Annotated in this window: 21 protein-coding genes; 9 read left to right on the forward strand and 12 right to left on the reverse strand. The window is 71.5% G+C overall.

Annotated features, from left to right (window positions below; genetic code table 11):
* Positions 1 to 33 precede the first annotated feature (33 nt).
* Positions 34 to 1,452 (reverse strand): HEAT repeat domain-containing protein, encoded by a 1,419-nt coding sequence (locus tag ACFY3C_RS09560; RefSeq protein WP_390770384.1) that lies wholly within the window; start codon positions 1,450 to 1,452, stop codon positions 34 to 36.
* Between the two features lie 300 nt (positions 1,453 to 1,752).
* Complete coding sequence (locus ACFY3C_RS09565) at positions 1,753 to 2,145, reverse strand: ankyrin repeat domain-containing protein (RefSeq protein WP_389183405.1); 393 nt, start codon at positions 2,143 to 2,145, stop codon at positions 1,753 to 1,755.
* A gap of 263 nt (positions 2,146 to 2,408) precedes the next feature.
* On the opposite strand from ACFY3C_RS09565, the gene ACFY3C_RS09570 reads away from it, so the two are divergent.
* Positions 2,409 to 2,603 carry a hypothetical protein gene (locus ACFY3C_RS09570; protein WP_094220804.1) on the forward strand — a complete coding sequence of 65 codons (195 nt, stop codon included), beginning with the start codon at positions 2,409 to 2,411 and terminating at the stop codon, positions 2,601 to 2,603.
* 40 nt (positions 2,604 to 2,643) lie between these two features.
* The gene (locus ACFY3C_RS09575; RefSeq protein ID WP_390770385.1) at positions 2,644 to 4,233 is read left to right on the forward strand and encodes a hypothetical protein; all 1,590 of its coding nucleotides are present in this window, start codon (positions 2,644 to 2,646) and stop codon (positions 4,231 to 4,233) included.
* A 179-nt stretch (positions 4,234 to 4,412) separates the two neighbouring features.
* On the opposite strand, the gene ACFY3C_RS09580 is transcribed toward ACFY3C_RS09575, so the two are convergent.
* A complete protein-coding gene (locus tag ACFY3C_RS09580) occupies positions 4,413 to 5,921 on the reverse strand; it encodes a PLP-dependent aminotransferase family protein (RefSeq protein WP_390770386.1) in 1,509 nt (502 codons plus the stop codon).
* A 177-nt stretch (positions 5,922 to 6,098) separates the two neighbouring features.
* On the opposite strand from ACFY3C_RS09580, the gene ACFY3C_RS09585 reads away from it, so the two are divergent.
* The 4 genes from ACFY3C_RS09585 to ACFY3C_RS09600 all read left to right on the forward strand — a co-directional run bounded on the left by ACFY3C_RS09585 (position 6,099) and on the right by ACFY3C_RS09600 (position 9,541).
* Positions 6,099 to 6,716: a YitT family protein gene (locus tag ACFY3C_RS09585; RefSeq protein ID WP_386574962.1), complete on the forward strand. Its 618-nt coding sequence runs from the start codon at positions 6,099 to 6,101 to the stop codon at positions 6,714 to 6,716.
* Entirely contained in the window at positions 6,713 to 7,480 is a 768-nt protein-coding gene (locus tag ACFY3C_RS09590; RefSeq protein ID WP_386574961.1) for a glycerophosphodiester phosphodiesterase, read from the forward strand. The genes ACFY3C_RS09585 and ACFY3C_RS09590 overlap by 4 nt, the downstream gene beginning before the upstream one ends.
* A 61-nt stretch (positions 7,481 to 7,541) precedes the next feature.
* The gene (locus ACFY3C_RS09595) at positions 7,542 to 8,888 is read left to right on the forward strand and encodes an MFS transporter (RefSeq protein WP_386574960.1); all 1,347 of its coding nucleotides are present in this window, start codon (positions 7,542 to 7,544) and stop codon (positions 8,886 to 8,888) included.
* A 278-nt stretch (positions 8,889 to 9,166) separates the two neighbouring features.
* Entirely contained in the window at positions 9,167 to 9,541 is a 375-nt protein-coding gene (locus tag ACFY3C_RS09600) for an RNA polymerase-binding protein RbpA (RefSeq protein WP_003977404.1), read from the forward strand.
* A 158-nt stretch (positions 9,542 to 9,699) separates the two neighbouring features.
* Here ACFY3C_RS09600 and fxsA read toward each other — a convergent pair whose 3' ends face one another.
* The 4 genes from fxsA to ACFY3C_RS09620 all read right to left on the reverse strand — a co-directional run bounded on the left by fxsA (position 9,700) and on the right by ACFY3C_RS09620 (position 13,728).
* Complete coding sequence (gene fxsA, locus ACFY3C_RS09605; protein WP_390770387.1) at positions 9,700 to 10,254, reverse strand: FxsA family membrane protein; 555 nt, start codon at positions 10,252 to 10,254, stop codon at positions 9,700 to 9,702.
* A 53-nt stretch (positions 10,255 to 10,307) separates the two neighbouring features.
* The gene (locus ACFY3C_RS09610) at positions 10,308 to 11,102 is read right to left on the reverse strand and encodes a polyprenol monophosphomannose synthase (protein WP_386574958.1); all 795 of its coding nucleotides are present in this window, start codon (positions 11,100 to 11,102) and stop codon (positions 10,308 to 10,310) included.
* A gap of 531 nt (positions 11,103 to 11,633) precedes the next feature.
* On the reverse strand, positions 11,634 to 13,235 hold the full coding sequence (locus ACFY3C_RS09615) for an amidohydrolase (RefSeq protein ID WP_390770388.1): 1,602 nt from the start codon (positions 13,233 to 13,235) through the stop codon (positions 11,634 to 11,636).
* A gap of 52 nt (positions 13,236 to 13,287) precedes the next feature.
* Positions 13,288 to 13,728: an Lrp/AsnC family transcriptional regulator gene (locus tag ACFY3C_RS09620; RefSeq protein WP_094220813.1), complete on the reverse strand. Its 441-nt coding sequence runs from the start codon at positions 13,726 to 13,728 to the stop codon at positions 13,288 to 13,290.
* Between the two features lie 234 nt (positions 13,729 to 13,962).
* Between ACFY3C_RS09620 and ACFY3C_RS09625 the strand changes: the two genes are divergently transcribed.
* Positions 13,963 to 14,400: a hypothetical protein gene (locus ACFY3C_RS09625; RefSeq protein ID WP_386574955.1), complete on the forward strand. Its 438-nt coding sequence runs from the start codon at positions 13,963 to 13,965 to the stop codon at positions 14,398 to 14,400.
* Between the two features lie 21 nt (positions 14,401 to 14,421).
* Here ACFY3C_RS09625 and ACFY3C_RS09630 read toward each other — a convergent pair whose 3' ends face one another.
* Entirely contained in the window at positions 14,422 to 15,516 is a 1,095-nt protein-coding gene (locus tag ACFY3C_RS09630; RefSeq protein ID WP_390770389.1) for a phosphotransferase family protein, read from the reverse strand.
* Positions 15,517 to 15,527: 11 nt separating this feature from the next.
* The gene (locus tag ACFY3C_RS09635; RefSeq protein ID WP_390770390.1) at positions 15,528 to 16,625 is read right to left on the reverse strand and encodes a hypothetical protein; all 1,098 of its coding nucleotides are present in this window, start codon (positions 16,623 to 16,625) and stop codon (positions 15,528 to 15,530) included.
* Between the two features lie 137 nt (positions 16,626 to 16,762).
* On the opposite strand from ACFY3C_RS09635, the gene ACFY3C_RS09640 reads away from it, so the two are divergent.
* Entirely contained in the window at positions 16,763 to 17,008 is a 246-nt protein-coding gene (locus tag ACFY3C_RS09640; protein WP_390770391.1) for a hypothetical protein, read from the forward strand.
* Here the strand turns inward: ACFY3C_RS09640 and ACFY3C_RS09645 are convergent.
* A complete protein-coding gene (locus ACFY3C_RS09645; protein ID WP_386574952.1) occupies positions 16,971 to 18,143 on the reverse strand; it encodes an acyl-CoA dehydrogenase family protein in 1,173 nt (390 codons plus the stop codon). The genes ACFY3C_RS09640 and ACFY3C_RS09645 overlap by 38 nt on opposite strands.
* A 332-nt stretch (positions 18,144 to 18,475) precedes the next feature.
* On the opposite strand from ACFY3C_RS09645, the gene ACFY3C_RS09650 reads away from it, so the two are divergent.
* The gene (locus ACFY3C_RS09650) at positions 18,476 to 19,714 is read left to right on the forward strand and encodes a glycoside hydrolase family 18 protein (protein ID WP_390770392.1); all 1,239 of its coding nucleotides are present in this window, start codon (positions 18,476 to 18,478) and stop codon (positions 19,712 to 19,714) included.
* Between the two features lie 52 nt (positions 19,715 to 19,766).
* Here the strand turns inward: ACFY3C_RS09650 and ACFY3C_RS09655 are convergent, their stop codons facing one another.
* The gene (locus tag ACFY3C_RS09655; RefSeq protein ID WP_390770393.1) at positions 19,767 to 20,426 is read right to left on the reverse strand and encodes a TetR/AcrR family transcriptional regulator; all 660 of its coding nucleotides are present in this window, start codon (positions 20,424 to 20,426) and stop codon (positions 19,767 to 19,769) included.
* Positions 20,427 to 20,500: 74 nt separating this feature from the next.
* Positions 20,501 to 20,641 carry an SCO1431 family membrane protein gene (locus ACFY3C_RS09660; RefSeq protein ID WP_386574949.1) on the reverse strand — a complete coding sequence of 47 codons (141 nt, stop codon included), beginning with the start codon at positions 20,639 to 20,641 and terminating at the stop codon, positions 20,501 to 20,503.
* Positions 20,642 to 20,651 lie beyond the last annotated feature (10 nt).

The following is a 20,651-nucleotide window of genomic DNA, read 5'->3' on the forward strand; positions in this document are numbered from 1 at the left end:
CGTCCCGTATGCGTGTGACGGTGCGCGGCGAGGTCACATGGTCTGTGCGTCCGGTCCGAAGCGGCTGCGGACCGCTGTCTGCACCTCGTCCTCCTCGGCCGGATCGGCGGCGAGGCGGCGGAGTCGTTCGACGACCCGCGCGTCGCCGGTCTCGGCGTGCCGGGCGGCGATCTCCCGGGTGGTCTCCTCGCAGTCCCACAGGCACTCGACGGCGAAGCCGGTGGCGAAGGAGGGATCGGTGGCGGCCAGGGCGCGGGCGGCGCGGCCGCGGAGATGGGAGGAGGCCGTCTCCCGGTAGATGTGGCGCAGGACGGGGGCCGCGCAGGCGATGCCGAGGCGTCCGGTGCCGTCCACCAGGGTCCACAGGGTGGGCGCGTCGGGGCCTTCACCCCGTACGGCCTCACGCAGGGCGCCGAGGACGAGGTCGCTGTCCTGGGCTCCGCCGCGGCAGGCGAGCATGCGCCCGGCGGCGGTGCCGAGGGCGTCGGGGCGCTGGGCCCAGCGGCGCGCACGGTCCACGGCGGCGATGCTGCGCATCCGTTCGAAGGCGTCGACGGCGGCCTCCACGACGACCGACGCTCCGTCGGCGACGGCGGCCTCGATCAGGTCGAGGGCGTCGGGGTCGTTGCTGTCGGCCAGGTAGCGCAACGCCGTGCAGCGGGCGCCGTCGATGCCGTTCCGCGCGGCCTGGAGGATCTCCGGCCGGTCCTCGGGGCCGGCCACGGCGACCAGGCAGCGGGCAGCCGGGACGTGCAGCGCGGCACCGCGCTCGATGCCCTGCTGGGCCCACTCGAAGACGGCTCGCACGCTCCACCCGGGGCGGGGCCCGGTGGGCCGCATCTGGCGCTGCCAGCGGTCGAAACAGCCGGTCTCCTGGGCGGCACGCACGCGCGTGGCGATCGATTCGCGCGGATCCTCGGCCCACAGCCGCCAGGGCCTCGGCTCGAAGGCGTCGCGCACGGCGGCGGCCAGCTCGGCCTCGCCCTCGGGGTCGATGGAGAAGCGGGCCAGGACCGGGGCGGCGAGGGCGCGCAGGCCCGCGTCGTCGTCCCTGAGGGCCAGCTCGTCCAGGGCCCAGGCCCAGCTGGCCCCGTGAGCGGCGTACCTGCGCAGCAGTTCGAGCGCGTCCCGCCTGCCGTAGGAGGCGAGGTGCCCGAGGACCGCCAGGGCCAGGCCGGTGCGGGACTCGTCGGTGTCGAGGACGTCCTCGGGGTCGAAGAGGTGCGCCTCGATGGCGTCCAGCTCGCCGTTCAGGTCGAGGTAGAGCCGGGCGTAGTAAAGGGAGCGGTTCTCCACCTGCCAGTCGTGGCGGGGGTCCCGCAGCACACAGTGGTTCAGGGCCGCGAGCGCCTCCGCTCGCGGGGCGGTGAGCGCGTGCAGCGTGCCGTCGCCACGGCCGCGCTGGAGCAGGCCGAGCAGCGTACCGCTGGGCGCTATGACCGGATCGAACATGGGAAACAGCCTCACATCAAGCGTCGACGCAACCGGGAAACACGCACTACCTGGCCGCGTGACACAACGTCGGAGCGCCCGCCGTCTCTTGCTTGCTGTAGACCATTTCTCTCTGCCTCTCGTCGTTGGCCCATGCGGACCGCATCACGGTCCGCGCGGTGCGGCAACACCTGCCCAGCCATCGCGTCCGTGAATCACGTCGTCATGATGACCCGCGGTGTGTGCTGCCGCGACCGTATTTCCGGCGGCCCTGTACCGCCTCCCCCGTTTTCTGTGTCGTACCTGGTCAGGACGTCCGCATCAGTGTGCGCCGAACAGTTCCAGGAGTTCCGTCTTACCGAACATGCGTGCCGTTTCCACGGCCGAGGGAGTACCCGCGGCGGGATCGGCACCGCCCTCCAGGAGGGCCCTGATCACTTCCGTCTCACCCTTGAAGACGGCCCCCGCGAGCGGGGTCTGGCCTCGGTCGTTGATCCGGTCCACGTCCCCGCCCCGGGCGAGCAGGGCGCGCACCGCGTCGGCGTGACCGTGGTAGGCGGCGAGCATCACGAGGGAGTCGCCGCGGTCGTTGGTGAGGTTGGCCGGAACGCCCTTGTCGACGTACGCCACCAGCTCCTCGGTCTGCCCCTGCCGGGCCAGATCGAAGATCTTGGTCGCCAGCTCCACGACCTCGGGGTCGGGGGCTTCGCTCATCGGCCGGACCGCCTCTCTTACAACCGTTCAGGTGAATCGCAAGGGTACTGGCTCGCGCCTCACATGACCCGAAGTGCCCGAGGTAAAGATCACCGCAGAACCCGCCGGACGCAAGCGCCCTGCTCAACCGGCCCATGACAGCTCCGCCACCCGGGGGAAATCAACCGAATTTCACCCAGTTGCACCTTTTGTCGTATAGACACATCCTGTGATCCTGGAAGTACTCATGGTGACTGTCCCCTCTCGACACCAGGAGACCTCAAATGATCCTCTCCCTGTCAGGCGTGCTCCTGCTCGGCATCATCGTCTTTCTCTTCTTCAGGAAGGACGGGCTCAAGGGTTCGCACGCCGCCGTCTCGGCCCTGTTCGGCTTCTACCTGTCGAGCACGGCCATCGCCCCCAGCATCAAGGCCGGCGGCGAGAGCCTGGCGAGCCTCCTCGGCGGCATCAAGTTCTGACGCCCCACCTCCCGCCCGTACGCACCAACAGGAGACAGCAGTGGCCCGGCGCCCTCTCCCCCGCATTCTGAGCAAAGACAGCGCGCAGATCGCCCGGACGCAGATCGCCCGGAGCCGGGAGCTGGCCCGGACGGCGGCCGACAGTGCCACCGATGTCCTCCACCCGCTGATCACCATCTCGCGCGGGCTGCGCCGGCTGGCCTCGGCCGGACGGCGCAGGTGGGCCGAGACACCCAAGGACAAGCGTGGGCCGCTGCTGTTCCTGGCGGCCACCGTGGTCCTGTTCGTGGTGATGGTGCCGTACGGACCGCTGCTCGCCGCCATCACCCTGATGGCGGCGGCGGCCTGGCAGGGCCGCGACCGCACCCCGCAGGCCCCCGAAGGGCCGGACGAGTCCCAGGCCGAGCGGCTCCAGTCCCTGTACGAGGCGCTGGTGCCGTACTTCTCCACCGCCGAGGACCCGGCACCGCTGTACGCGCACGGCGGAGAGTGGGAGAAGGCCTTCGACACACACGAGTTCGACGACGGCGGGCGCTTCGGTCATCTGGTGATCCGCTACCCCGCCTACTTCCCGGACGGCGAGCCCGCGGCCCGCGCGCGGATCGAGCAACTGCTCACCGCGAAGGCCGGGCGGGGCCGTGAGTACCACTTCGAGTGGGACGAGGAGGGCAACCGGCTGACGGTGACCGTCCTCGCCCCGCTGCCCACCGACATCGCCGCCCAGCGTTTCGTCACCGCGCCGGGCGAGACCGTGCTCGGGTTCACCGATCCGAGCGAGGTCCAGCGGACGCTTCCCCTCTCCTACGGAGAGGAACAACGCGACGTCCCGCCGGTCGTCTGGCGCACCGGCATCCGCTCGACCGAGCCGCACCTGCTGGCCATGGGCCACCCCGGCAGCGGCACCTCGACCCTGCTCCGCTCGATCGCCCTGCAGGCGCTCCAGTACGGCGACGTACTGATCGTCGACGGCGGCGGCACCGGCGAGTACGCCTGTCTGATCGGACGGGACGGCGTGCTGGCAGTGGAATGCGCGCCGGCCGGGGCGCTGGCCAGCCTGGAGTGGGCCGCGCAGGAGACCGAGCGGCGACTCATCGCCATCAACCGGGCCCGGCAGGCGGGCGACGCGCCGCCCGAGGACACCCGGCGCCCGCTGTGGATCCTGCTGGACCGGCCGAGCGTCTTCACCCACCTCATGGCGGCGGACGGCCGCAAGGATCCGCAGGCCCTCCTCCAGATGCCGTTGCGGCACGGGCGCGCGGCGAACGTGACCGTGGCCGTGGCCGAACAGTTCGACAGCGCGGACACGTTGAGCGAGGGCGTACGTCAGCACACACGCGCGCGTGTCGTGCTGGGGCCTGCGGCGCCTGAACAGGTGGAGGCGGTGCTGGGGATGCGGGCGCGCACGACGGCGCCGGCACAGGTGCCGCCGGGGCGGGGCTATGCGCGGCTGGGGTCGGGGCCGGTGCATCGGCTTCAGGTGCCGTCGACCCCCGATCCCTACGACGACGCGACCACCGACGCCGACCGGCAGGCGGTGCTGGAGTTGCTGCCGCCGCGGACGACTCCTGTCGAGGCCGCCCCTGAGACGGAACCGCTGGCTGCGGAGGCAGTGGCCGCCGAGAGTTCGTAAGTGCCCGTCGGCTGCGGTTGGGCTGGGGTGGGCTGCGCTCACCCGCGCTCGCGGGGTGCCGCTGCGCCCGCACTCCCCCAACCACCCAGGGGCGCGGGGCTGTATCGACATGCGACTGCGGGTGCGTGGGCGCGACCAGCCCCACACACCCGCAGCCGAACTCCGAGCGACCGACTCATCTACGCCACGAACGTACGGGGCGCCTCGGCGTCACCAGTCGCCCCCGTCTCCACCAGACGCGCCGCCGCCGCAAGGCGCGCAGCCGCCTCATCCGCCACCGCTCCGCCGACCGTGAACGGGAGGCGGAGGTAGCCCTCGAAGGCGCCGTCGACGCCGAAACGGGGGCCGGAGGGGACGCGGACGCCGACCCGCTCCCCCGCTTCGGCGAGCCGCGAGCCCGAGAGGCCGCCGGCGCGGACCCACAGGGTCAGGCCGCCCTGGGGGATCTCGAACTCCCAGTCGGGCAGTTCGCGGCGCACCGCGGCCACCAGGGCATCCCGGTTCTCCCGCGCCTGGCTCCGCCGCAGGGCGACGGCCTGTTCCCAACCGCCCGTGCTGAACAGCCAGTTCACGGCCAGCTGCTCCAGCACAGGGGTGCCGAGGTCGGCGTACGCACGCGCCGCGACCAGACTGCGGATCACGTCCGGGGCGGCACGCACCCAGCCGATCCGCATGCCGGCCCAGAACGCCTTGCTGGCCGAGCCGACCGTGACGACGGTCGAGCCCGCCGGGTCGAAGCTGCAGACCGGGCGCGGCATGGCACCCTGGCCGAACGACTCGTCGAGCCACAGCTCGGTCATCGTCTCGTCGGCCACGAGCACGGTCCCGGCCGAGCGGGCCGCGTCCACCAGCCGGCGCCGCTGGTCCTCGTCGGCGAGCGCGCCCGTCGGGTTGTGGAAGTCGGCGACGACATAGGCGAGCCGGGGCGCGGCCTCGCGCAGGACCTGGCGCCAGCGGTCCATGTCCCAGCCGGTCAGCCCCTCGGCCATGGCGACGGGCACGAGTCGCGCGCCCGCCTCCCGCATCAGCTGGAGGATGTTGGCGTAGGACGGCGACTCGACGGCGATGCGCTCACCGCGGCCCGCGAAGAGATGGCAGATCGCGTCGATGGCGCCCATCGCGCCGGTCGTCACCATGATCTGCTCAGGCATGGTGGGGATCCCGCGCGCGGTGTAGCGCTCGGCGATCATCGCCCGCAGGGCCGGAAGTCCGGCCGGGTAGTCGCCGTGTGTGTGGGCGTACGGCGGCAGTTCCTCCAGCGCCCCCTGCACGGCACGGGTGAGCCACGGCTCCGGGGCCGGCAACGAGGCGCAGCCCAGGTCGATCACCGAGCCGAGGGACTCCGGGGGCAGCGGCTCAAGTCCGCGCGCGGGAAGCGGGTTGCCCGCCGGTACGGCCGTCCAGCTGCCGGCGCCGCGCCGGGACTCCAGGAAACCCTCGGTGCGCAGGGCCTCGTAGGCGGCCGCGACCGTCGTACGGCTGACGGAGAGGGACAGGGCCAGTTCGCGCTCGGCGGGGAGCCGGGCGGCCACGGGCACGCGGCCTTCGAGCACGAGGAGCCGGATGCCGTCGGCGAGGGCGCGGTAGGCGGGCGGGCGGCGCGTGCCGGGGCCTGCCGGGCGGTCCTGCTGGGAGGTGAGCAGCCGGGCGAGCTGCGCGGCCCCCACCGCTGAGGTCCACTGCGCCATGACGATCAGTCCACCTTCCCCGAATTGGCCATGGATGGGTTTTCATCCCAAGCCACAGAGTGACATGCATCAGGCCACTGCCACCACCCAGGGGGGTATTTCGTGTCCGCTCCCAGTCGCCCCGGTCGTCTCGGAACCGGTCGTCCCGGATCCACTCGTCTCGGCCGACGTCTGTTCATGCTGTACGCGGGGCTCGCGCTGTACGGCGCCAGTTCCGCGCTCCTGGTGAAGGCGGGTCTCGGGCTGGAGCCCTGGAACGTCCTGCACCAGGGGCTCGCCGAACTCACCGGGCTCAGCATGGGTCTGGTCCTGACGATCGTGGGGGCGGCCGTCCTGCTGCTGTGGATCCCACTGCGGCAGCGCCCCGGGCTCGGCACCGTCTCCAACGTCCTGGTGATCGGGTTCGCCATGGACGCCACCCTTGCCGTGCTCCCGGACGTGCGCTCCCTGGCGGTCCGCGTGCCCCTTCTCCTCGCGGGCGTCGTGCTCAACGGCATGGCGACCGGCCTCTACATCTCCGCCGCCTTCGGGCCGGGCCCGCGCGATGGCCTGATGACCGGGCTGAACCGGCGCACGGGCCGCTCGATCCGGCTGATCCGCACCGTCGTTGAGGTCACCGTCGTCGCGACCGGCTTCGCCCTGGGCGGCACCGTCGGCATCGGCACCGTCCTGTACGCGCTGTCCATCGGACCGCTCGCCCAGTTCTTCCTGCGCGTCTTCGCCGCCCCTTCGGCACCGGGGCGAAGCACAATCGTTGCCACCGGGCAACCGGAAGGGGCGATACTGCGTCCGTGACCACCGCGATACGCCACCCCTATCTCGACCACCCGGGCCCCATCGCCTTCGCCCACCGCGGCGGGGCGGCCGACGGGCTGGAGAACACCGTGGCGCAGTTCCGGCGCGCGGTCGACCTGGGCTACCGGTACATCGAGACCGACGTCCACACGACGGCGGACGGCAAGCTCGTCGCCTTCCACGACGGCACGCTCGACCGGGTCACCGACGGCGCGGGCCGCATAGCCGACCTGCCGTGGCAGGACGTGTCCCGCGCGCGCGTGGGAGGACGGGAACCCGTACCGCTCTTCGAGGAGCTGCTGGATGCCTTCCCCGAGGTCCGCTGGAACGTGGACCTCAAGGCGGAGCCGGCTCTGCGGCCCTTCCTGGAGCTGATCGAGCGCACGAACGCCTGGGACCGGGTCTGCGTGGGCTCCTTCTCCGAGGCGCGGGTGCTGCGGGCGCAGCGGCTGGCCGGGCCGCGCCTGGCCACCTCGTTCGGCACGCGCGGGGTGCTCAGTCTGCGGCTGCGCTCCTGGGGGCTGCCGGCCTCGGTGCGCCGTTCCGCGGTCGCCGCGCAGGTTCCGGAGGCCCAGTCGGGCGTCCCGGTGGTCGACGAGCGCTTCGTCCGTGCCGCCCACGCGCTCGGGCTGCAGGTCCACGTGTGGACGATCAACGAACCGGAGCGGATGCACCGGCTCCTCGACCTCGGTGTCGATGGCATCATGACCGATCACATCGACACGTTGCGCAAGGTCATGGAGGACCGCGGCGTCTGGGTCTGAGCACCCGGGGCGACCGGGCCGCGCCTTCGCACAGCACTTCTGCGGGGAAGCGAGGGCACGGGTGGGCACCGAGACCGTGCGGACACAGGCGGCCGACGAGGCCGCGGGGCTGCGGCGCGAACAGCGCGGCTGGTACTTCTACGACTGGGCGTGCTCGGTCTATTCGACGACCGTCCTGACCGTCTTCCTCGGCCCGTACCTCACCGCGGTGGCCGAGAAGGCAGCCGACGCCGACGGCTTTGTGCATCCGCTGGGGATACCGGTCCGGGCGGGCTCCTTCTTCGCCTACTCGGTGTCCCTGTCGGTGATCGTGGCCGTCGTCCTGATGCCTCTGGTGGGTGCGGCGGCGGACCGCACCGGCCGGAAGAAACCGCTGCTCGGTGCGGCCGCGTACACGGGGGCGGCCGCGACGACGGGCATGTTCTTCCTCGACGGCGACCGCTATCTGCTCGGCGGGCTGCTCCTCGTCGTGGCGAACGCGGCGCAGTCCGTGGGGATGATGCTCTACAACTCCTACCTGCCGCAGATCGCCCCGCCCGAGGAGCGCGACGCGATCTCCTCCCGGGGCTGGGCCTTCGGCTACGCGGCGGGCGCCCTGGTCCTCGTGGCCAACCTCGTCCTGTACTCGGCGCACGACTCCTTCGGCCTCTCCGAGACGGCCGCGGTCCGGGTCTGTCTGGCCTCGGCCGGACTGTGGTGGGGCGCCTTCACGCTCGTACCGATGAGCCGGCTGCGCGACCGGCACGCGCGCGTGGAGCGTGCGACGGCCCCCGGGCTGCGGCAGCTCACGGCGACCGTCCGGGACATGCGCCGGCATCCGCTGACGCTCGCGTTCCTGCTGGCGTACCTCATCTACAACGACGGCATCCAGACGGTGATCTCCCAGGCCTCGGTCTACGGCTCCGAGGAACTGGGACTCGGGCAGTCGACGCTCATCGGTGCGGTGCTGCTGGTACAGGTGCTGGCCGTGGCGGGGGCGCTGGCGATGGGACGGCTGGCCCGGACCTACGGGGCGAAGCGGACGATCCTCGGTTCGCTGGTGGCCTGGACGGTCACGCTGGGGGCCGGCTACTTCCTGCCCGCCGGGGCGCCGGTGTGGTTCTTCGTGCTGGCGTCCGGAATCGGACTGGTCCTCGGCGGCAGCCAGGCGCTGTCCCGGTCGCTGTTCTCTCATCTGGTGCCGCCGGGCAAGGAGGCCGAGTACTTCTCCGCGTACGAGATGAGCGACCGCGGGATGAGCTGGCTGGGCCCGCTGCTGTTCGGGGTGACCTACCAGCTGACCGGGAGCTATCGCTCCGCGATCATCTCGCTGGTGGCCTTCTTCGTCATCGGTTTCGTCCTGCTCGCGAGGGTTCCGGTACGGCGGGCGATCGGCGAGGCGGGAAACCCCGTTCCGGAAAGGATCTAGGAACGATTTAGCGCTCGACGCGAAAGGGCGGTAGTGTACGCGTTTGGCCTGCCAGGCGTACCGTTACTGCGCGTCAAAGATGCCGAAACGCTGGGTGACATCTGCTAGCAGATGTGACAAACCGGGCGCCTGTGGGTAGAACAAGGGGCGGCTACGACGGCGACGCATGACCCGGAACGGGACTCGGAACGGGAATCTTTACCGCCGACCGGACGTTGACCGGATGACGACGACAGCGACACCTGTCCTGTGGGCGACAAGCCCGGGAGGCACGATTCATGAGTGAGCGAGCTCTTCGCGGTACGCGCCTCGTAGTGACCAGCTACGAGACGGACCGCGGTATCGACCTGGCTCCGCGCCAGGCCGTGGAGTACGCATGTGAGAAGGGGCACCGCTTCGAGATGCCCTTCTCGGTCGAGGCGGAGATCCCGCCGGAGTGGGAGTGCAAGGTCTGTGGGGCCCAGGCACTCCTGGTGGACGGCGACGGCCCTGAGGAGAAGAAGGCCAAGCCCGCGCGTACCCATTGGGACATGCTGATGGAGCGGCGCACCCGTGAGGAGCTCGAAGAGGTCCTCGAGGAGCGCCTGGCGGTTCTGCGCTCGGGGGCGATGAACATCGCCGTTCACCCGCGAGACAGCCGCAAGAGCGCGTAACGCGAGACACACGAGTAACCGCGGGCGCCGTATGTGAAGACGTACGGCGCCCGCGGTTTCGTGCTGCCCGGAGACGTCCTGCCCGGAGACGTCTGGGCGACAGCTTGGAGAAAGTCGCGCGGCCAAGATCTCGACTCAGCCGCGCAGCCGAGCCTCACTCAGCGGGTCAGGGGCGGCCACTGCTCCCCCGGCTCCCGGCTGGTGTCCTCCCTGATCACCTCGCCCTGCACCACCTTGCCGTCGGGGCGGTGGATGCGGGCCTGCTGGAAGGCGTCGCCCAGGGTGCCCGGGGCGGCCTTGCGCAGGCTCCGGTCGAAGGCGCGCTCCGCGAAGCGGCTCACGGCCTTCTGGACAGGCGGGAGCAGCAGGAGCAGGCCGGCCGCGTCGGAGATCAGGCCCGGGATCATCAGCAGCAGGCCGCCGAGCATCATCAGGCCGTTGCCGCCGCCGCGCGTCGGTGACCCGCCACGCTGCAGCGCCTCGTTGAGGTTCTGGAAGGCGCGCCGCCCCGCCCGCTTGATGACCACGGAGCCGGCGGCGAAGCCCGCCACCAGGAGCAGGAACACGGTGAGACCGCCCGCCACACCGGCGACCTGCGTCAGCAGCCAGATCTCCAGCACCAGCCACGCGGCGATCCCCAGGGGCAGATACCTGCGCAGCCGGGAACGCCGGGGCCGGACGGTGGACGGAGAGGTGGGAACGCCAGTCGTCATGCTCCCAGTGTGCCTGGACGCGGCTCAGTGCGGGATAAGGGGCCCTAGGCCTCCTAGGCCTGCTTGTCCTTGCCCGTGAGCTTGCCGACGCGCTCGCCGAAGCCCCAGGCGGTGACCCGCCACAGCGCCTCCACGACGATGTCCCGGCTCATCTTGGAGTCGCCGAGTTCCCGCTCCACGAACGTGATGGGCACCTCGACGACGTGGTAGCCGGCCTTGACCGCACGCCGGGCCAGGTCGACCTGGAAGCAGTACCCCTGCGAGGCGACCTTGTCGAGTCCGAGCCCTTCGAGGGTCTCGCGGCGGAACGCGCGGTAGCCGCCGGTCACGTCACGGATCGGCACGTCGAGCATGAGGCGCGAGTAGGTGCTGCCACCGCGCGAGAGGAACTCCCTGGACTTGGGCCAGTTCACCACCCGGCCGCCGGGCACCCAGCGCGAGCCGAGCACCAGGTCGGCACCCTTGAGGGCGGTGAGCAGCCGGGGCAGCTCCTCGGGCTGGTGGGAGCCGTCGGCGTCCATCTCGACCAGCACGCCGTAACCGTGCTCCAGGCCCCAGCGGAAGCCCGCGAGGTAGGCGGCGCCGAGGCCCTCCTTGCCCTTGCGGTGCAGCACCTGGACGTGGTCGTCCTCGGCGGCCAGCTCGTCGGCCAGCTTGCCCGTGCCGTCGGGGCTGTTGTCGTCCGCCACCAGGACGTGCGCCTCGGGGACGGCCTTGCGCACCCGGCCGACGATGGTCTTGATGTTCTCCGCCTCGTTGTAGGTCGGGATGATCACCAAGGCCGTGCCGAGCGGACCGAACTGCCTCCCCTGGGCCTTGGCCTCGAGGGTCCCGTCGCCGTCGTTCACTGCTGCCCCTTCATGTCGTACGCAGGCGTCCACCATAGTGGCCGCGGCCTGGGATGACGCGCCCTCCCGTTCGTACGCTGGTGTCGATTCCACAAGAGTGGGGTAAGAGCGTACTTTTCGGCACCTGCGTGCCGCGACGGATGGGGGCCCGGCGCCCTTCGGGCCGACCTGGGCCCCGCTGGCTGCGGGACGACCGAAAGCCGTTGTCTACTGAGCGCCCGGGCCCCACCCGGGTCACACCTTGCCGACCGGCCGGAACGTTCCCTCGTCGGCGCGGGCGCTGAGCCTGGCTCCCAGTGACGGTGCCCCGGTGCGGCACACCGTCCCTGACCCAGCGGCGCTGCGACGAGTGAACACTCCCCGGTCGGGCGTCCGGTGGTGGACTCGGCCGAACCTATCGGCCCCCGGCCGTCGACTGTCAACAACCGCCTGACCTGCACTGATGCCTACCCGACGGTGGTGAACCCAGAGGATTCGCAGGTCGGGCGACGCCGCGGCGGGCAACGATCACCACCGCGCCACCCCGGGAGATCACTCGCCCGGCCGTACGAACACGGTCCGTCCGCCCACGACGGTGCGCAGGCAGACCGGCAGGTCACGGCCCGGTGTGAGGTCGGGCAGGCCGGGGGTGCCGGAGCGCGGGTCGGTGGACCAGCGGGCCACGCGGTCGTCGGGGGCCTGGACGATCAGTTCGTCGGTTCGCCAGACGGCGTAGTCGGCGGGCGCGCCGGGAATCAGGACGCCCGCGTCGTCGCGGCCGGTGGCCCGCCAGCCACCGCGCGTGTGCGCGGTGAACGCGGCTCGTACGGAGACCCGGTGCTCCGGGGTCCGGTGGAACGCGGCGGCGCGGACCGTGCCCCAGGGGTCGAGCGGGGTGACCGGGCTGTCGGAGCCGAACGCGAGCGGCACGCCGGCGCGCAACAGGGTGGCGAACGGGTTGAGGGTGCGGGCCCGCTCGGCGCCGAGGCGGTGGGCGTACATGCCGTCCTCCCCGCCCCACAGCGCGTCGAAGGCGGGCTGGACCGAGGCGATCAGGCCCAGCTCGGCGAAGGCGGCGACGGTCTCGGGGGTGAGCATCTCGGCGTGCTCGACGCGGTGCCGGGCGGCGCGGACGCGGGCGAGGCCGACCTTCTCGGCGGCTGCGCGCAGGCCCTCCACAACCGCGTCGACGGCGGCGTCGCCGATGGCGTGGAAGCCCGCCTGGAGCCCGGCCTCGGTGCAGGCGACTACATGGTCGGCGACGGCGTCGGCGTCCAGGTAGGCGGTGCCGGTGTGGGCAGCGTCGGCGTAGGGCTGGTGCACGCAGGCGGTGTGCGAGCCGAGGGCGCCGTCCACGAAGAGGTCGCCCGCGGCGCCGTGGGCGCCCAGCGCGCGCGCCTTGTCGACATCCTGTTCCGCCCAGTAGCCGATGACGCGCGGCCCCGGCACCTCGCCGGCGAGCCCCAGCAGGTCCGTGAAGTCGTCCTCGGAGGAGATCTTCGGGCCGCCGCACTCGTGCACGGAGCCGATACCGAGGGAGGCGGCGTGGGCGAGGGCGGTGCGCTGGGCCTCGGCGCGCTGGGCGGGGGTGATGGCGGCGAGCGCGGCTTCGCGCACGGCGTGGTGGTCGTCGGCGGTCAGCGGGCCGTCGACCGGGCCGAGACCGGGCACGAGGTCGAGCAGTGCCGAGGTGACGACGGCCGAGTGGACGTCGATGCGGGAGAGGTACAGGGGGCGGCCGTCGGTGGCCGCGTCGAGTTCCGCGCGGGTCGGCGGGCGGCCGCCGGGCCAGCGGGCGGCGTCCCAGCCGTGGCCGAGCAGGACCCGGTCGTCGGGGCGGGCCGCGGCGAAGTCGCGGACGAGCGCGAGGGCCGCTTCCAGGGACGGGGCGTCTGACAGGTCCAGGCCGGTCAGGGCGAGGCCCGTGGCGGTGGTGTGCACATGGGCGTCGGTGAACGCCGGGGTGACCAGGGCGCCGTCGAGGTCGACCACCTCGTCCACGCCGTTGGCGAAGGCGTCGGCGGCGCCCTCGGAGCCGACCCAGGCGACCTGGCCGTGCTCCACCACCATCGCGGTGGCGAAGGGGCTGGCGGGGCTGTGGACCTCTCCGCGGCGCAGCAGGACGGTCTTGGGGTCGGCGGACTGCTCACTCATGCCCCACAGTCTCTCGCGTACGCGGGAGACCGGGGGCACCGGGGCGGCCGGTTCAGATCTTCGGGGGACGCGCCTCGTAGGGGGTGGACAGCACGACGGTGGTGCGGGTGGAGACGCCGGCCAGGGTGCGGACCCGGGCGAGCAGCTCCTCCAGTTCGTGCGGGGTGGCCACGCGCACCTTGAGGATGTAGTTCTCGTCGCCGGCGACGCTGTGGCAGGCCTCGATCTCGGGGACGCCGGCGAGGCGGTCCGAGATGTCGTCGGGGGCGCTGGGGTCGAAGGGTTTCACCGAGATGAACGCCGTCATGGGCAGCCCGACGGCCTCGGGGTCGACCACCGCGGCGTAGCCGCGGATGACACCACGCTGTTCGAGCCGGCGCACCCGCTGGTGCACCGCCGACGTGGACAGGCCCGTGGCCTTGCCCAGGTCGGTGTAGCTCATCCGCCCGTCTTTGACGAGCAGCTGCACGATCTGACGGTCCAGCTCCTCCATGGCGCCAAAACCTACAGTGCGGTTGATCTCCTCGGATAGCTCAGCAACGCAGGTCACACCCGCTCCGGCACAAAAAGGACCGCACCGGGCACCTGCGCACGGCATGTGACGAACGCCACAGCTCTCGAACGGGCTCCGTGATGTTCTCGTGATTACCGCCGAGAGCGGGCGGGAAGTGCTTGCTGTGGTCGAGGCCGCAGCGCCGTCACGGCCCAGCCTTAGGGGGAGAAACCCATGCAGAGTCTCAAGCGCCCTGGTCGTTCCGCGTCCAAGCGGCAGCAGCCGGTCGTCGAGCCCGAGCCGGAGGGCGTCGAACCCGACGCCCTGGAAGCCGACGAGTTCGACGCCTACGACACCTTCGAGATGTACCGGGTGATCTGCCCGGACTGCGCGCAGCCGATCGCGCTCCTGGCGGACGAGGAGATCCTGCCGGAGCACGCGCTGTGCGCCTCGCCGTGGAACCCGTTCGGGCTCACGGTCTGCGCGGGCACCGGCCGTGCGGCGGCCGACGCCCGCCCCGCGGACGAGTCCTTCGAGCCGCAGGAGCAGGACATGGCCCTGCTGCTCACGCTCCCCCAGGGTCTGAACTGGCGGACGCAACCGTTCTCGCACGTCGGCGGCCCGGGCTCGCGCCCGATGCGCGTACCGGAGATGCGCCGCCAGGCCGCCTGAGTCCGCGCGGACCGGCCCGGCTCAATCCCAGTAGCTGCCCTGCACCATGGCGCGCAGACTGCCGTGGTGCAGGATCAGTGTGTCCGGGTCCGCCGGGACGGCGACCTCTCCGAAGTACGCCTGACGGTAGGCGACGCGCAGCATGACGATCGCGTGCCGCAGGGCCGCGTAGAGGGTGTAGAACTCCATGTCCCGCGGGGCGTGGCCGGTCAGTCCGGTGTAGCGGTCCTCGACGCGGTCTCGGCGCAGGAAATCGGGCAGTCCGCGCTGTCCGGAGGCGATCGTGAGGTCGTGGAAGAAGCGGTGCAGGTAGATGGTCCAGCCGAGGTCCACCTCGCGCGGGGCGAGGGCCGCCATCTCCCAGTCGAGGACGGCGACGGGGTCGAAGCCGTCGTAGACGACGTTCCCGATCCGTGCGTCACCCCAGTTGAGGACGGGTGTGCCGGGCTCGCGCGGCCACAGCTGCTCCAGCCGGTCGAACGCGGCCTCGATCAGGGGTGAGCGGGCGAGCCCGTCGATCACCCAGGAGTAGTAGGCCCGTTGGGCCGTCATATGCCGGCGCAGGGCGTCACCTTCGCCCGGCAGGGCGAGGAAATCAGCTTCATGCAAGGGAACTTGGTCGTGGAGCCGGGCGAGCAGAGCGATGGTGGCGGCCTCCAGGTGCTCGCGCTCCGCGTCGCTCGCCGCGTGCAGCCAACTGCCCTCGTACGTGTACGGCATGACATCCGGCGGCACCCGTCCGGCGACCCTTTCCATGACGAAGAACGGCGCCCCGAGCGGCCCCGGGTCCTCCTCAAGCCACAGCACCCGGGGCACCGGAACGTCGGTGCGGTCGGCCACGCGCTGCAGGGTGCGGTACTGGCGGGCCATGTCGTACTCCGGGAAGACGGTGTACGCCGCCGGGTCCGCCGCGAGCCGCAACGCGCAGGAACGCAGGGGTGGTCGGGGGTGCTCGATGTCGAACAGCAGGGTCTCGCTGGACATCCCGTTGGAGGCCGGGACGGTGACGCCGACGGCCTTGGCCCCGGGCAGCCGGGTGCCGAGCCAGGCCGTGAGGCGCCGGGTGAGTTCCTCGGGGTCGCGGGTGCTGGTGCGCGGACGCGGTGCCGTGGCCATCTCGTCCTCCCTCAGGGTGCGACCGAGTCGAAGCCCGTGAAGCCGCTCGGGTCGTGCCGGCCGAACGAACCGTGCTCGAAGATGCCGTAGCCCGTCCGTCCGTCCATCCGGAAGCGGGCGGAGTGGTCGGTGACGCCGTAGGCGGCCACGGGGTGCGGCGACGCCATGTCGTACGTACGGCGGTCGGCCCATCCCCGGCCCTGCCAGGTTCCGTGCTGCCAGTCGTCCGCCGGCGGATAGCCCGCGCCGACCGCGAGCGGCGAGGAGGCCAGGATCTCCGCCTCCAGCTCCAGCGGTTTGCGAGGGTCGCCGAGGTGGACGACCGCGCGCTCGGGGTGGCGGGTGCCGGAGCGGTAGGTGATCTCGGCCTGGGGCCAGCCCAGTTGGCGGTCGCGGTGGCCGGGGCGGAGCAGGGTGGCGTCGTTCAGGGAGCGGTGACCGTCGGCGTCCTCCTGGGTGATGAGCATCAGGAAGCGGTTTTCGAAGCGGACCGGGCACCAGATCCAGTGGAAGCCCTCGGTCGGGTGGTCCTCGGCGAGCCGTCCGCCCTCCTCCCCCGGCACCGGTCGCACGCCCCAGCTGCGGTCCCGGGTACCGGTCCAGCCGTCCGAGGAGACCTCGAACTCCGTGCCGCCCGCCTCGATCACGCCCGTCACCGTGCCCGCCTGGACGAACCTGCGCCCCTCCAGGGTGAGCCGGTCGCCGCGGCGCTGGAGGTGGTGGGGTTCCCACAGGGCCGGGAAGGCCGCGGTCCAGGTGAGGTCGTACGACAGGTCGTCCTCGCAGACCAGGCGCAGCCGCCTCAGCGGTTCCTGGACCTCGATGCGCAGCGGGCCGACGGCGAGCCGCATCCGGTCCTCGCCGAGCGCGTCCGAGGCGCGGACGGCGTGCAGGGTGTCCCCGGTGCGAAGGGTCGCGTAGGCGTCGATCACGCCCAGGTTGGGGTAGACCCCGAGGCCGAGGATGAGCAGGGCGCGGCCGGCGTGGTCGAAGACGTGGAAGATGCAGCGGTCGTAGGCGTTCCGGTCCCCGGTCGCCACGTGCTTCATGGACAGCGGCACCTGGTGGACGGGGTATTCGTCGAGCGGTACGGGACGGTCGTCGGCCACGGACACCCCCTGGGAGACAGTCCGCTGACGGTACGTCAGGTGCTTGGAGGAGGCCAGAGCCGGAACCGGACGTCCGTGAACTCGCGCTCGATTCCGCCCGGCCGTGACCTGCCCGGTGTCCGTCGCGTTCCCCAGGCATGACCACCGCCACGTACTGGGCGACCGGGCGTCAGCGCCGCATCTTCGCGCCCCGCCCTGCAGAATCGGTTCCGCCGCCCGCGCCGCAGGACCCGCCCATCTACCGTGCCCTGATGCGCACCTGGGAGGACCGGGGCCGCACCCTGCCGGGCCGCCACGACCCGGAGTGGGTCAGGCTGGCGGCTCCGGCGGTCCTCAGGGGGCAGTTCAGCGACCCTCCGACCCTGCCACGTGACGGGCGATGACCATCCGCTGGATCTGGTTGGTGCCCTCGACGATCTGCAGGACCTTGGCCTCGCGCATATAGCGCTCGGCCGGGAAGTCGGCGGTGTAGCCGTAGCCGCCGAGGATCTGCACGGCGTCCGTGGTGACCTTCATCGCCGTGTCGGTGCAGTGCAGCTTGGCCATGGCCGCCTGCTTGGCGAACGGCTTGCCCGCGTCGCGCAGCCGGGCTGCCGCAAGGTACAGCGCGCGGCCGGCCTCGATCTGGGTCGCCATGTCGGCGATCATGAAGCGCAGGCCCTGGAAGTCGGCGATGGGACGGCCGAACTGCCGGCGCTCGGTGGCGTAGCCGACCGCTTCGTCCAGCGCGGCCTGGGCCACGCCGATGGCGCAGGCCGCGATGCCGAGCCGCCCCGAGTCGAGCGCGGACAGGGCGATGGAGAAGCCCTGGCCCTCCTCCCCGATGCGCCGGTCGTCGGAGACCCGGACGCCGTCGAAGTGGACCTGGGCGGTGGGGCTGCCCTTCATGCCCATCTTCTTCTCGGGCACCGCGGCGCTCAGCCCCTCGGCGTCGCCCGGCACCAGGAAGGCGCTGATTCCGCGCGGGCCGTCCTCGCCGGTGCGGGCCATCACGGTGTAGAAGTCGGCGATCCCGCCGTGCGTGATCCAGGCCTTGGTGCCGGTGATCACCCAGCCGTCGCCGTCCCGGACGGCCTTGGTGCGCAGGGAGGCCGCGTCCGAACCGGAGGACGGCTCGGAGAGGCAGTAGGCGCCGAGCAGGCCGCCGCCGAGCATCGCGGGCAGGTGCTCGACCTGCTGCTGCTTGGTGCCGTAGGCGGCGAGGGCGTAGGAGGCGAGCGTGTGCACGCTGACGCCGAGGCCGACGGTGAGGCGGGCCGCGGCCAGCTCCTCCAGGACCTGGAGGTAGACCTCGTAGGGCTGGTCGCCGCCGCCGTACTCGGAGTCGTACGGCAGGCCCAGCAGGCCCGAGTCCGAGAGCAGGGTGAAGACCTCGCGCGGGAAGCGTCCGGCGTCCTCCTCCTCGGCCGCCTTCGGCGCGATCTCGCGCTGCGCGATCTCACGGACGAGTGCGAGCAGATCCCTCGCCTCTTCCGTGGGCAGTTGACGCTCCACCGGCTGCGGGTCGCGGTCGGACATCGCGTCGGTCTCCTCCCTGTTCGGGCACATCAGCGGATGCGCCGTGGGTGGGGCGGCTCCGCCTGGTCGTTCATGTTCGCCGAAGGCGCCCGCTCCCGGGTCTCGGAAGCGGCTGACCAGCGGCTCTGTGCCGTGAGTATGCCCGATCAGCGGCCTCCCGTCACCAGTTAACGACCGCTTACTTCAAGAATCCAATCGGAACTCTCCCCACCCCTCAAATTGGTCCGAACCATTGACGCAGTGGTCTAGTCCTCCTACTGTGCATGACCAACGCTTTACCGCGTTCATGCCAATCGGCGCGCGTTCCCCTCTCCCCCACGAGGAGCCACCCGATGCACACTTCCCACCGCCCCCGCGCCTGGTTCCGGGCGCTTGTCGCCACCGCGTGTTCCGCCGCGCTCGGCGCCGGGCTGCTGGCCGGGGCGGGCACCGCCACCGCGGCCGCGCCGGCCGCTCCCAAGATCAAGGCCGGCTCCAAGGTCGTCGGCTACTTCACCGAATGGGGCACCTACGACCGCAAGTACTACGTCAAGAACATCGAGACCTCGGGCTCCGCGGCCAGGCTGACCCACATCAACTACGCGTTCGGCAACGTCACCGGCGGCAAGTGCGCCATGGGCGACTCCTACGCCGCCACCGACCGCGCCTACACCGCCGCCGAGTCCGTGGACGGGGTCGCCGACACCTGGGACCAGCCGCTGCGCGGCAACTTCAACCAGCTGCTGAAGCTGAAGAAGAAGCACCCCGGCCTGAAGGTCCTGTGGTCCTTCGGCGGCTGGACCTGGTCCAGCGGCTTCGGCGAGGCCGCGAGGAACCCGGCCGCCTTCGCCCAGTCCTGCTACGACCTGGTGAAGAACTCCAAGTGGGCGGGCGTCTTCGACGGCATCGACATCGACTGGGAGTACCCGAACGCCTGCGGCAACACCTGCGACACCAGCGGCCGGGAGGCCTTCAAGAACGTCATGGCCGCCCTGCGGTCGAAGTTCGGCTCCTCCAGCCTGGTCACCGCGGCGATCACCGCCGACGCCACCGGCGGCGGCAAGATCGACGCGGCGAACTACGCGGGCGCGGCCCAGTACGTCGACTGGTACAACCCGATGACGTACGACTACTTCGGCGCCTGGGACTCGACCGGGCCGACCGCCCCGCACTCCCCGCTGAACTCCTACTCGGGCATCCCGAAGGCGAACTACTACACCTCGGCGACCATCGCCAAGCTGAAGGGCCTCGGCATCCCGGCCGCCAAGCTGCTGCTCGGCATCGGCTTCTACGGGCGCGGCTGGACCGGGGTCACGCAGGCGGCGCCGGGCGGCACGGCGACGGGCCCGGCGGCGGGGACGTACGAGCAGGGCATCGACGACTACAAGGTGCTCAAGGCCAAGTGCCCGGCGACCGGCACGGTGGGCGGCACGGCCTACGCCAAGTGCGGCAACAACTGGTGGAGCTACGACACCCCGGCGACCATCGGCACGAAGATGACGTACAAGAACCAGCAGGGCCTCGGCGGCACCTTCTTCTGGGAGCTGAGCGGCGACACCACGAACGGTGAGCTGATCAAGGCGATCAACTAGCCCCGGAGCAGGGGGCCTGGAGCGGAGGACCACGAGCCTCCGCTCCTCGCCGTCAGGCCTCGCGGCGGGCCGGGAGCGGGGCCGGGTAGGACGGGTCCAGTTCCTCGACGGCGCGCAGGGATCCGCCGAGCGCCTTCACCAGCAGGTCACGCATGGTGTCGCGGGAGAGTGCGGGGCGGTCGATCCAGTCGAGGGTGGCCCCCTCGACGCTGCACACCCAGGAGAGCAGGCCCATGCGGGCGAGCGGGGCGATGTCGCTGCGGCCGTAGGCGCCCTCGGCGATGGTGTCGATGATCGCCTCGCGCACACCGTCCCGAATGGCGTGCACCTCGGTGTCGAAGCCGACCCCGCCGCTGACGATGGTGCGGTAGGCGGCCTGGTGGTGCTCGGCGAAGCGCAGGTAGCTGTCGACGGTGCGGTGGACGCGGTCCACGGCGGGCAGTTCCAGACCGCTCGCGGCGAAGGTGACCAGGTCGGCGACGGAGTCCTGGATGATCGCCAGGTAGTAGCCGCGCTTGGACTGGAAGTAGTAGTAGATCAGCCCCTTGGCGACATGCGCCTGCCGGGCGATGTCGTCCATGGACAGCGCGTCGTAGGACGTGTCGGCGAACAGCTTCCGCCCGATGGCGATGAGTTCGGCGCGACGCGCCACGGAACGCTCGGTGCCGCGCGCCCGGGGACGGACGGCGGCACGCTGTTGACGCATATTCAATTTCGACCCTGGTCTAGGAGGTCGGTGGGACATCCGCAGTATGTCAGAACATGCCGACCGGGTAAGACCTCGGGTCAGAGCAGGCCGAGCTGGGTCACGAGCATCGCGATCACCGCGACAAGCACCCAGCCCATGACGTGCTCGAGGATCTTCGGGCCGTCTTCCTGGGGGCCGCCGGTGCGGACGCGGGTGGCGGTGGCCTGCTGTGCGGTCATGGTTTCTCGC

Origin of the sequence: Streptomyces sp. NPDC001410, from assembly GCF_042895235.1 — a bacterium.
GTDB lineage: Bacteria > Actinomycetota > Actinomycetes > Streptomycetales > Streptomycetaceae > Streptomyces.